General features: G+C 68.1%; 9 protein-coding genes and 1 pseudogene. 6 read left to right on the forward strand and 4 right to left on the reverse strand.

Features of this window, described 5'->3' with window-relative positions:
* Nucleotides 1-8 precede the first annotated feature (8 nt).
* On the forward strand, nt 9-899 hold the full coding sequence (locus tag ACWY4P_RS02015; protein WP_456208343.1) for an aminoglycoside phosphotransferase family protein: 891 nt from the start codon (nt 9-11) through the stop codon (nt 897-899).
* 96 nt (nt 900-995) lie between these two features.
* On the opposite strand, the gene katG is transcribed toward ACWY4P_RS02015, so the two are convergent.
* The 3 genes from katG to ACWY4P_RS02030 form a co-directional block, all read right to left on the reverse strand.
* Complete coding sequence (gene katG, locus ACWY4P_RS02020; protein ID WP_456208344.1) at nt 996-3,212, reverse strand: catalase/peroxidase HPI; 2,217 nt, start codon at nt 3,210-3,212, stop codon at nt 996-998.
* 32 nt (nt 3,213-3,244) lie between these two features.
* Nucleotides 3,245-3,682, reverse strand: a complete 438-nt coding sequence (locus ACWY4P_RS02025) for a Fur family transcriptional regulator (RefSeq protein WP_456208345.1) — start codon at nt 3,680-3,682, stop codon at nt 3,245-3,247.
* Between the two features lie 262 nt (nt 3,683-3,944).
* Nucleotides 3,945-4,574 (reverse strand): hypothetical protein, encoded by a 630-nt coding sequence (locus ACWY4P_RS02030; RefSeq protein WP_456208346.1) that lies wholly within the window; start codon nt 4,572-4,574, stop codon nt 3,945-3,947.
* A 271-nt stretch (nt 4,575-4,845) separates the two neighbouring features.
* On the opposite strand from ACWY4P_RS02030, the gene ACWY4P_RS02035 reads away from it, so the two are divergent.
* On the forward strand, nt 4,846-6,078 hold the full coding sequence (locus ACWY4P_RS02035; RefSeq protein ID WP_456208347.1) for a right-handed parallel beta-helix repeat-containing protein: 1,233 nt from the start codon (nt 4,846-4,848) through the stop codon (nt 6,076-6,078).
* 97 nt (nt 6,079-6,175) lie between these two features.
* Here the strand turns inward: ACWY4P_RS02035 and ACWY4P_RS02040 are convergent, their stop codons facing one another.
* Entirely contained in the window at nt 6,176-7,120 is a 945-nt protein-coding gene (locus ACWY4P_RS02040; RefSeq protein WP_456208348.1) for an NAD(P)-dependent oxidoreductase, read from the reverse strand.
* A gap of 270 nt (nt 7,121-7,390) precedes the next feature.
* On the opposite strand from ACWY4P_RS02040, the gene ACWY4P_RS02045 reads away from it, so the two are divergent.
* The 4 genes and pseudogenes from ACWY4P_RS02045 (at nt 7,391) to ACWY4P_RS02060 (ending at nt 11,691) form a co-directional block, all read left to right on the forward strand.
* Nucleotides 7,391-7,852: an Lrp/AsnC family transcriptional regulator gene (locus tag ACWY4P_RS02045; protein ID WP_456208349.1), complete on the forward strand. Its 462-nt coding sequence runs from the start codon at nt 7,391-7,393 to the stop codon at nt 7,850-7,852.
* A gap of 148 nt (nt 7,853-8,000) precedes the next feature.
* Nucleotides 8,001-9,625 (forward strand): annotated as a pseudogene (locus tag ACWY4P_RS02050) (carbohydrate binding domain-containing protein); the annotation flags it as partial.
* 313 nt (nt 9,626-9,938) lie between these two features.
* The gene (locus tag ACWY4P_RS02055; protein ID WP_456208350.1) at nt 9,939-10,214 is read left to right on the forward strand and encodes a hypothetical protein; all 276 of its coding nucleotides are present in this window, start codon (nt 9,939-9,941) and stop codon (nt 10,212-10,214) included.
* Between the two features lie 286 nt (nt 10,215-10,500).
* Nucleotides 10,501-11,691, forward strand: coding sequence for a DUF2235 domain-containing protein (locus tag ACWY4P_RS02060; protein ID WP_456208351.1), 1,191 nt, complete (start codon nt 10,501-10,503; stop codon nt 11,689-11,691).
* The last annotated feature ends 325 nt before the right edge of the window (nt 11,692-12,016 follow it).

The raw sequence follows: 12,016 nt of genomic DNA on the forward strand, positions 1-12,016 counted from the left end.
GTTGCGCGGTGAGCCGGATCAAGATGCACGCCGACGAGGTCGAGACGAGCGCCGGGCTCGTACGTCGGCTGCTGGAGCGGCAGTTTCCGCAATGGGCGTGGCAGCCGGTCGAGTTGGTCGCCTCCTACGGTACGGACCACGACATCTACCGGCTCGGCGAGCGGCTCTGCGTCCGGATGCCACGGATCGGGTGGGCTGCCGGGCAGGCCGAGCGTGAGGCGACCTGGCTGCCCCGGTTGGCGCCCCACCTGCCGCTGGCCCTTCCCGTGCAGGTGGCCATGGGGCAGCCGGCCGAGGGTTACCCCTTCGCGTGGTCTGTCTACGAGTGGCTGCCCGGTGAGAACGCCAACGGCACCATCGACGACCCGGAGCAAGCAGCCGCCGACCTTGCCGGCTTCGTCGCCGCGATGCGCCGCATCGATACCACCGGCGCGCCGCCACGAGCCCGGGGCGCGCGGGGCGGGTTGTTGGCAGAGAACGACGAACACGTCCGGCGCGCGATCAAAGGGCTCGGCGACCGGGTGGACGGCGCCGCCGTCACCCGCTCCTGGGAGGAGTCGCTCGCGGCACCACGGTGGGACCGCGATGTGTGGGTGCACGGCGATCTACTCCCGGGCAACCTGCTGGTCAGCGACGGCCGGCTGGCCGCGGTCATTGACTGGGGCGGGCTCAACGCCGGCGACCCGGCATGCGATCTGCAGCCGGCCTGGAACATCTTCGCCGGCCGCAGCCGCGCGGTGTTCCTCTCCGAACTCGGCGTCGACACCGCCGCCTACCTGCGCGGACGGGGCTGGACGCTGTACCAGGCGATCACCGGCCTGGACTACTACCGGGAGACCAATCCGGGGATGATCCGGCAGGTCTCCCACGCGCTCACGCAGGTCCTCGCCGAGAGCTGATGCCGGTCCGAGGACGTCCAGGCCGACCGGTGCGGGCCGACCTGGACGTCATGCATCAGACATGAATCAGACGAGCTCGAATCGGACTCGCTCGAATCAGACGAGGTCGAACCGGTCCAGGTTCGAGACCTTGACCCACGCGTCGACGAAGTCCTTCACGAACTTCTCCTTCGCGTCGTCGCTCGCGTAGACCTCGGCGAGCGCGCGCAGCTCGGAGTTCGAGCCGAAGACGAGGTCGGCGCGGGTGCCGGTCCACTTGACCTCGCCGGTCGCGTCGTCGCGGCCCTCGAAGGTGTTCTGGTCCTCGGAGATCGACTTCCACGTCGTGCCCAGGTCCAGCAGGTTGACGAAGAAGTCGTTCGTCAGCGTGCCCGGGGTGTCGGTGAAGACGCCGTACGAGGTCTGCTGGTGGTTGGCGCCCAGGACGCGCAGGCCGCCGACGAGGACGGTCAGCTCGGGGGCGCTCAGGCCCAGCAGGTTCGCCCTGTCGAGCAGCAGGTACTCGGCCAGCAGACGGTTGCCCTTGCCCAGGTAGTTGCGGAAGCCGTCGGCGGTGGGCTCCAGCGCCTCGAAGGACTCCACGTCGGTGTGCTCCTCCGTGGCGTCCACACGACCCGGGGTGAACGGCACCTCGATGTCGTGACCGGCGTCCTTGGCGGCCTTTTCCACGGCGGCGGCGCCACCGAGGACGATCAGGTCGGCCAGGGAGACCTTCTTGGCGCCGGAGTTGAACTCCGCCTGGATACCCTCGATGACACGCAGCACCTGCGCCAGCTCGTCGGGCTCGTTGACCTCCCAGCCGGCCTGCGGCTGCAGACGGATACGGGCGCCGTTGGCACCGCCGCGCTTGTCGCTGTTACGGAAGGTCGAGGCCGATGCCCACGCGGTGGACACCAGCTGGGAGACGGTCAGGCCCGAGCCGAGCAGCTTGGCCTTCAGAGCCGTGATGTCGGCGGCGTCGACCGGCTCGCCCTCGGCCTGAGGCAGCGGGTCCTGCCACAGCAGGGTCTCCTCCGGCACCTCCGCGCCGAGGTACAGCGACTTCGGACCCATGTCGCGGTGGGTCAGCTTGTACCAGGCGCGGGCGAAGGCGTCCGCGAACTCTTCCGGGTTCTCGTAGAAGCGACGCGAGATCTGCTCGTAGACCGGGTCGAAGCGCAGCGACAGGTCGGTGGTGAGCATCGTCGGAAGCTTCTTCTTCGACGGGTCGTGCGCGTCGGGGATGATCGCCTCGGCGTTCTTCGCCACCCACTGGTTGGCGCCGGCCGGGCTCTGCGTGAGCTCGTACTCGTACTCGAACAGGTTCTTGAAGAAGCCGTTGCCCCACTGGGTCGGCGTGGCGGTCCAGGTGACCTCGAGGCCACTGGTGATCGCGTCGCCGCCCTTGCCGGTGCCGTAGGTGCTCGCCCAGCCGAGGCCCTGCGCCTCGATCGGGGCGGCCTCGGGGTCCGGGCCGACGCTCTCGGCCGGGCCGGCGCCGTGGGTCTTGCCGAAGGTGTGACCACCGGCGATCAGCGCGACGGTCTCCTCGTCGTTCATCGCCATGCGGCGGAACGTCTCACGGATGTCGCGGGCCGCGGCGATCGGGTCCGGGTTGCCGTTCGGGCCCTCCGGGTTGACGTAGATGAGGCCCATCTGGACCGCGCCGAGGGGGCTCTCCAGCTCACGGTCGCCGGAGTAGCGCTGGTCGTCGAGCCAGACCTTCTCGGGACCCCAGTACACGTCCTCCTCGGACTCCCACACGTCCTCGCGGCCGCCGGCGAAGCCGAAGGTCGTGAAGCCCATGGACTCCAGGGCGACGTTGCCGGTGAGGACCATGAGGTCGGCCCAGGACAGGCTCTTGCCGTACTTCTTCTTGACCGGCCACAGCAGACGGCGGGCCTTGTCGAGGTTGCCGTTGTCCGGCCAGCTGTTCAGCGGGGCGAAGCGCTGCTGGCCGGCGCCGGCGCCGCCGCGGCCGTCGCTGATGCGGTAGGTACCCGCGCTGTGCCAGGCCATACGGATCATGAAGGGGCCGTAGTGACCGAAGTCGGCCGGCCACCAGTCCTTGGAGTCCGTCAGCACCTCGGCGATGTCCCGTTTCACGGCCGGAAGGTCGAGGGACTTGAACGCCTCGGCGTAGTCGAACTCCTCGCCGAGAGGGTTGGCCACGGCTGGGTTCTTGGCGAGGATCTTCAGGTTGAGCCGCTCCGGCCACCACTGGCTGTTTCCGCCGCCCTGAGTCGGGTGCAGGGCGCGCCCGTGTGCGACCGGGCAGCCGCCTCCGCCCTCCGTTTTGGCGTCTACGACGATTGCTTCATGGTTCTCAGACATGGGAATCCTTCCGGACTGAGCGGATCACGTGCTCAGGAACTGCGGGCGGTGGAACAGTCGGGGCACAGGCCCCAATAGATGACCTCGGCCTCCTCGATCGAGAAGCCGTGGTCGTCGGACGCGGTCAGGCAGGGGATCTCACCGACCGCGCAGTCGACGTCGGCGACGACACCGCACGACCGGCACACGACGTGGTGGTGGTTGTCCCCGACACGTCCCTCGAACCGGGCCGGGCTGCCGGCCGGTTCGATACGGCGTATGAGCCCCGCCGCGGTGAGCGCGTGGAGGGCCTCATACACAGCCTGGAGGGAGATGTGGCCCACGCGATCACGCACCCGGGAGGCGATCGCCTCGACATCGAGGTGGTCGCCGTCCCGGACGGTCTCGAGCAGCGCGACGCGGGCGGCCGTCACCCGCAGGCCGACACCGCGCAGCTCCTCGGCGGTGGCGGGAGTCTGGGATGCGGTCATGGCGCCAAACCTACCCCCCCAAAGACGATCCGTACAGTAAAACGAATGATTCAAGTCTAGTGTCGGCGCGCGTCAGGCAACGTTTGCCTTGTCGTGGCGTGACAGGCCGTGCCGGTGGCAGTCTCGGGGCGTCACGGTGGCGAGCTCAAGGCGCCCGGCGGGGGGCGGGCCGGCCGGTCAGACGCAGACGCAGACGCAGGCGGTGTAGGCGTCGCGCAGTGGACACCACGCACGCCCGGCACTGCGAGCTCCGGCCTCGCCCTCAGCCGCTGGTCCCCTCGGTCACCCCGGCCGGGTCCTGCGGCGCACCGTCCCCCGACGTCGGCAGATCGCCGCGCTCTGTGCCGCCCTGCCCGCCGCCGTCGCCCGCGGACTCCGTCAGGACCTCGGCCAGCTCACTGTCGTCGGCCTGATGGGCCCCGTCCGCGGCCTTGCGGAGGGTGTCGCGGGTGACGCTGTCCCGGTCGGCACTCAGGCGGATGACTCGTCCGCCGTCCTCGCGCACGTATTCATGGGCGGTCTTCGTCGCGCGGTACCAGCTCTCGCCGTCCCGCTCGCACGTCACCTTCTCGCTCTCGGACTCGGAGCCTCGGGGCTCCGCGCAGTCCGCGGGGTCGCCCCTGCGCTCGTCAACCTGTAGCTGGATCATTCCGCCGCCGGACTTGGTGTAGGAGCCCCCGAAGCCGTGGTCGCCGATCACGCCGACGGACTGGGGCGCGAGGGTGTAGCCGGGTATGTCGGTCACGTACACCATCTCCAGCTCGGTGCCCAATGCCCGGGCCCGGGCATCCAGTTCGGAACGGTCCACCGACTCCGTCCCACAGGCGGACAGTGTCACCGCCACCGCCACCGGCAGCAGGAGCAGCGGCAGGGCTCTTCGAAGATGTGTCATGTGTTCATCATCTCGCCCCTCCTGGCTCCATGAGAGCGCACGGCCCCTGACCGAGCCCGTCGGGGTCATGTCGAGCCGTCTGGCGCCACGAGCGCGGCGGCGGGCGTTGACGCTCCGGCAAGCGCTTGCTATTTTGCAATGTGCATGATGGCCGTCACCTGTAAGGACGCACTCAATCCTGCCCCTCTGAGGACAGACAGCGATCAGCAACCGCTCTCATGAGCTGCGTGCCGCCCCCACGGCAGCCCCCACAACAGGAGGTCCCAGCGCCATGAAGCACACTCGGATTTCCCCTGCCCTGCGGCAGCAGGCCCCCGCGCCCGCCGGCGCACGCCGCGCACGCGGCGTCCTTGCCGCCGCGGCGGTGGCAGTGTTCGCGTCGGCGGGTCTGCTCGCGGTCCCTCCGTCCGTCTCGCAGGCCGCATCCCTCAACAGCAACGCCTTGTACGTGTCGCCGAACGGCAGTGACAGCGCCCCCGGGACGGAGTCCTCTCCGACGACACTCGCCTCGGCGATCACCCGAATCAGCCCCGGTGGGACGATCTACCTGCGCGGCGGGACCTACAAGCTCTCGCAGACGGTCACCATCCCACCGGGTAACGACGGCACCTCGAGCGCCCGCAAGGAGCTGTCGGCCTACCCCGGCGAGCGGCCGGTGTTGAACTTCGCGGCCATGAGCGAGGACCCGGCGAACCGCGGGCTCGCCGTCAACGGGTCGTTCTGGCACCTCTACGACATCACCGTCGAGCGCGCCGGTGACAATGGGATCTTCGTCGGAGGCAGCAACAACATCATCGAGCGCACGGTGACGCGTTTCAACCACGACACCGGGCTCCAGATCTCGCGCATCGCCTCCAGCACCCCCCGCGACCAGTGGCCGTCGAACAACCTCGTCCTGAGCTCGGAGTCGCATGACAATGCCGACTCCGACGGCGAGGACGCGGACGGGTTCGCCGCGAAACTCACGGTCGGCTCCGGGAACGTGTTCCGCTACGCCGTGTCCCACAACAACATCGACGACGGCTGGGACCTCTACACCAAGACGGACACCGGTCCCATCGGCCCGGTGACCATCGAGGACTCCCTCGCCTTCGGCAACGGCACCCTCTCGGACGGCTCCCAGGCCTCGAACGGTGACCGCAACGGCTTCAAGCTCGGCGGCTCGGACATCGCTGTCGACCACATCATCCGGCGCAGCATCGCCTACCACAACGGCAAGCACGGGTTCACCTACAACAGCAACCCCGGCCACATGTCGGTGTCGGGCAACATCGGCATCGACAACGCCCAGCGCAACTTCTCCTTCGACGGTGGCACTTCGGTGTTCCGTGACAACGTGTCGTGCCGCAGCGGCAGCGGGACGAAAGACCGCACCATCGGTGATGCCGACGCATCGAACCAGTTCTGGTCCGGCACGAACGGGTCTCGTTGCTCGTCGTACAGCGGCGCGCTGAAGTGGTCCTTCGCCGCGGACGGCAGACTCTCCGTGACCTTCGGCGGCTAGGAGGTGCCGTTGGGATCACCTCGGCCCGGGGTGATCCCAACGACGCCCCTTGGGCCCTCTCGCCATAGGACACGCCCTGTCACTGTGGCGGGAGGGGTCAGCGAGTTGCCGGTACGTCCGAAGGACGGCCGAGCGCCTCGGTGCGCGCCTCGATGGCCTCGATGACCGACACCATGTCGAGCCGGGCGTTTCCGAGGCGCACGCTTTCGCCGTAGAGGTCGCTACTCAGGTCCAGGAGCGGGGACGACACTCCTGCGGCGCGCGCCTCGTTCGCGATGAGCCGGGTGCTGGCCAAGGCGTCGGATGTCGCCGCCTGCACCGAGAAATCCCGCTCCATGAGCATCGGGATCTTCACCCTCGTCACATCGCAGGCCATCGGGCCCGAGTCGATGGCGGCCTGGAACATGCCGAGGTCCAGCCCGTGCCGGCCGGCGAAGTGCACGGCTTCGGCCAGGCCGACCAGCATGGTGCACAGATACAGGTTGACCGCCAGTTTCATCAGGAGCGCGGTGCCCACCGCACCGCAGAACAGCGTCTCCCGGCACATCGGCGCGAGCAGGGGACGGACCTCGGCCACGGTGTCCGGGTCGCCGCCGAGCAGCGAGACCAGCTGGCCGGCCTCGGCCGGCTTCTTCGAGCCGGACACGGGGGCTTCGACGAACCGCCCGCCCGCGGCGAGGACGTCGGCCGCGAGCTCGCGCGAGTAGGCGGGCTCGACCGAGCCCATCGACACCACGACATGACCGGAGACCAGCTTCGCGAACCCGGGCGTGCCACGCCCCAGCACGGCGTCCGTCACCTCCTCGTCGAGGAGCATGACGATCACGAGGCGGGTACGCGCGAACACCTCGTCGACGTCGGCCGCCACGCTCGCGCCCAGGGCCCGCAGCGGCTCGGCACGCTCGGCGGACCGGTTCCAGACGACGAGCCGTGTGCCGGCCTTGGCCAGGTTGAGCGCCATGGGCTGTCCCATGCCTCCGAGCCCGACGAAGCCGACCTCCTCGTCCGGCCAGGGGTCGGGGCCCTGTGCCCGGTGTGTCATGGTCAAAACTCCTTGTCTCGCGAAGGGCCGATCGTGAACGGCCGGAGGTGGAGAGCGCCCTCGCCGCGGCGCGAGCTGACGACGGCGAAGCCGGCGAGTCGGCTGCGCAGGGTCCGTTCCGCTCCTACGGCGTTTGGGGGCAGCCTAGGCCAAAACGGATGGCAGTCGATTGCATTTCTTGCTACGTTGCCGCGTTTCATTGGCATCAGATGCTTTTGTATCGACCTACGCCGGCATTGGCTGCCTCATCGACAGGAAGGACTGGTCACCATGAGAGAGCTGGACAGCATCGATCGTCGAATTCTCCGGGCACTACAGGAGAACGGCCGGATCCAGAACGTCGACCTGGCGGAGAAAGTGGGTCTGTCGCCCTCGCCATGTCTGCGCCGGGTGAAGCTTCTCGAAGAGGCCGGCGTGATCGAGCGCTACGTCGCGCTGCTCAACGCAGCGAAGATCGGCATGGGGCTGACAGTCTTCGCGCGTGTCTGGCTGACGGGCCAGGACACCGACACCGTCGACCACTTCACGGAGCAGGTGAAGCTCCTGCCCCAGGTCGTCGAGTGCCACCTGATGGCCGGGGACTGTGACTTCCTCCTCCGCGTGGTGGCGGCCGACCTTGACGCGTATCGACAGTTCCAGATCGACCATCTGACGCGCATCAAGGGCGTCCAGAGCGTCAAGACGGAGATCCCCATGCAAAAGATCAAGCTGACGTCCGAACTGCCCCTGTGAGCAGAGCGGGGGAAGGCGGAGCGTCCACGGAGCGGGATCCCTTTACCCGGCTGTCATGTCCCTGTAGCTTCCCTTGAAAGAGTTTGCGGCAAGTTACCGGTTCTTCCTTCGGCGAACGACGCCCCCGGGAGACAGACGACCACATCCACTGCGGCGCACGCTCGCCACAGCCGTCGTGACGGCAGGGGTGCTCGGACTGGTGACGGGCCCGTCGGAGTCCCGCCCCACCCCCGTACGGACCGCCGCCGACACGTCGAACACGGCGACCGTCTTCTACTACACGAAGACGAAGAACTGGGCCTCCGCATACCTGCACTACGCCCCCGACGGCGGCGCCTGGACCACCGCCCCCGGGGTAGGGATGGAGACCGCCTGCACGGACTGGGTGAAGAAGACCGTCAACCTCGGCTCAGCCGCCGGGCTGCAGGCCACCTTCAACAACGGCAGCGGCACCTGGGGCAACAACGGCGGCGACAACTACGCCCTCGGCACCGGAACCGTCAGCGTCAAGGACGGAGTGATCGCCCACAGCGACCCGTGTGCCGACACCGGTAACGGCTCCGGCAACAAAGCGACCGTCCACTACTCGACGGCCACCACCGGTTGGACCACCACCAACATCCACTACGCGCCCGGCGGGGGCTCCTGGACCGCCGTCCCGGGCGTCGGAATGGAGCCTGCCTGCACCAGCTGGTGGAAGAAGACACTCGACGTCGGCACAGCCTCATCGCTCAAGGCCGCGTTCAACAACGGCAACGGCGTCTGGGACAACAACAACAGCTCCGACTACACCCTCCCCACCGGCACCACGACGGTGAAGGACAGGACGGTCACCGCCGACGCCAAGGACCCGTGCGCGGCGGAGACCCCGGACACCCAGGCCCCGACGGCACCCACCAAGGTGACGGCCAGCGCCACCAACACCTCCGTGGTCCTGAGCTGGGAAGCGGCCACCGACGACAGAGGCGTGGCGAAGTATCAGGTCACGCGCACCGGCGGCACCAAGGGAACGGTCGTCACGGACGTCACCTCAACGGTCTTCTCCGACACCGGTCTCGAGGAGAAGACCACCTACACATACACCGTCAAGGCCATCGACGCGGCCGGCAACACCTCCCCCGCCTCCGCGGCGGCCACCGCGACCACCGGAGAGAAGACACCGGCACCGGCCCCGGCGCCCCGCTGGGCACCGACCCCCGCAAGGACCCCGTCTACTTCGTCCTCACCGCCCGCTTCTACGACGGAGACAGCTCCAACAACCGCGGCGGCAGCCAGCACGTGAAGTCCGGCAACGCGACCAACAACGACCCCATGTTCCGCGGCGACTTCAAGGGCCTGGTCGACCGACTCGACTACATCAAGGCACTCGGCTTCTCAGCTGTCTGGGTCACCCCTGTGGTCCTCAACCGCTCGGACTACGACTACCACGGCTACCACGGCTACGACTTCTACAAAGTGGACCCGCACCTGGAGCCGGACGGCGCCTCCTACCAGGACCTGATCAACGCCGCTCATGCCAAGGGCACCTGGATCGGCAACTGGGAGGGCGAGGACTCCCGATCCTGCTGGCTGCACGAGGACCTCGCCGACTTCGACACCGAGTCGACCCCGGTGCAGAACTACCTGATCGGCGCCTACAACAAGTACATCGACATGGGCGTCGACGGCTTCCGCCTCGACACGGCCGTACACATCCCGCGCGTCACCTGGAACCACCGCTTCCTGCCCGCCGTCCAGGAACGCGTCACCCAGAAATTCGGCGCGGACGCGGCGAGGAACTTCTTCGTCTTCGGCGAGGTCGCGGCCTTCGTCAACGACAAATGGAACCGCGGCATACCGACGCTGTACTACGGCTCGGAAGTCGAGTTCCAGAAAGGCAAGCAGATCGACTGCGGCCCCACCTGCCCCCCCCCTGGCCTCCACCGGACGCGCGTACTACGGCGACCACCTGGCCGGCACGGTCACCGCCTCGGACTTCGGCAAGACCGACTCCGCGACCGGTGAGGTCGCCACCACCCTTGCCCAGCCCCTGGTCAAGCACCTCCAACGGCTCAACCAGATCCGCCGGGCCATTCCGGCCCTGCGGATGGGCCAGTACTCCACTGACGGCGTCTCCGGCCAGATGGCGTTCAAACGCCGCTACACCAGCGGTGACACGGACCGTTTCGCGCTCGTCACCGTCACCGGCGGCGGGACCTTCACCGGCATTCCGAACGGCACCTACACCGACGCCGTCACGGGAGACACGAAGAACGTCTCCAACGGCTCGCTGTCCATCGCGGCCCCCGGCAAGGGCAACCTTCGAGTCTACGTACTGAACGGCCCCGGCAAGATCGGCAGTGCCGGCCCCTATCTGATGTGACACCGCGAGCCGCGGTGACCTGAGCGGTCGGCCTCGGTGAGCGGGCAGGGAAGGAGGTGCTCAGGGTCGGTCCGCCCGGCTTGGGGGCGGACCTCCAGGCTGGCGGAGGCGAACAGGTCGCGGAAGAAGGCTCGTTGGCGCGCGGCGTTCCGTAGTTCGTCGCGTCGTGCCGAACTTAGACTTGGTGGTTCGGATGGCCAGAATCGAGTATCCCGACTTCAGCCCCGCCGGGGCGGGGCGGTAACCGTTGCCTCAGGTCCTCCGAACGAACGGGAGGATGGCTGTCATGCCCAAACGTCTCATTGTGTGCTGCGACGGCACGTGGAACACGGCCGATCAGGCCGAAGACAGGCAACCCTGCCCGACCAACGTCACCAAACTCGCCCTGGCCGTGGCTCCCGAGGACTCGGCCGGGAACCGGCAGTGCGTCTACTACCACTGTGGTGTGGGCACCAGCCGGTGGGACCGCCTGCGCGGCGGCGCGTTCGGTGTCGGGCTGTCCCGCAATGTGTTGGATGCCTATCGCTTCCTCGTCGACAACTACGAACCCGGCGACGTCCTGTACTTCTTCGGGTTCAGCAGGGGCGCGTTCACCGCCCGCAGTGCCGCCGGCATGGTGCGCAACTGCGGCATCCTGCGGCGGGAGAACGCCCACCGGATCGACGAGGCGTGGGCCCTGTACCGAAGCTCGGCCGACAGACCGAGCGGTGTCGCGTCCAGCCTGTTCCGCCGGGCGTACTCACACGACCCGCGGGTCCGCTTCATCGGTGTGTGGGACACCGTCGGCGCCCTCGGCGTCCCGGTTCTCGGACCCCGCTGGCTCAAGCCCGCCGTGAGGTGGCTGAACCGCACCTGGGAATTCCACGACACCAAGCTCAGCACCCGGGTAGACGGCGCTTTCCATGCGCTGGCCATTGACGAGCAGCGAGCGGCATTTGAGCCGACACTCTGGCATCAGCAGCCCGGGGCCGAAGGGCAGGAGTTGAAGCAGGTGTGGTTCAGCGGTGTGCACTGCGACGTCGGCGGCGGATACACCGAGGCATCCCTGTCAGACATCGCCTTGCTGTGGATGGTCGACCGGGCCCGGGAATACGGCCTGGAGTTCCAGCCCGGAGCCATCAGCTCCGACGGTCCCAGCCGGATAACCCCCGGCGAGAGCGTCGATTTCAAGGTCGCACCCGATCCGATGGCCCCTCCGCACGTCTCCCGGGAGGGGCTGTACCGATTGGCCAAGCCCTTCCACCGGCCCATAGGCGAAGCCACGGGCAAGGACGGACACGCCAGCGGATGTGAGTACCTGGCCACGACCGCGAAGGAGCGCTACGACGAGGACTCCGGCTACCGGCCGCCACGGCTCGTCACGTACCTGGCCCAGCCGGAGAGCGCGCGCCTCGAGCGGGTGCATCTCGAGCCGGCGCCCCCGGCCGCGCCGCCCCTGCGCGAGCGGCCACGCGTCGAGCAGTCGCACACGCAGTAGTCGGGGCTCCTGCGCCGGACGCGTTCGTAGACAACCGAACACGCAGGTCAGTGTCCGTACGGCAGCTTGAACCCGCCGGGCTGCGTCCGACGGTCCGTCAAGGACGGAATTTTGTCAAAAGCGTTGACGAATCTCCTGGGACGCTCCTACCTTCATCGCGTCGCGCATCGTACGTCATATACGAGGCCAGCTTTGCAGAGATCGGGGACCCTATGACCTGTATGTCCGCTTGTGGGGCGCCTCAGATGCGCGCGATCAGAAAGCAGCAGCAGCCGCTTATTCACTGAAAAAGAGAGATGCGGCCCGTTCACCGCCAAGATCCCGG

The sequence above is a fragment of the Streptomyces sp. LZ34 genome, from assembly GCF_053890475.1.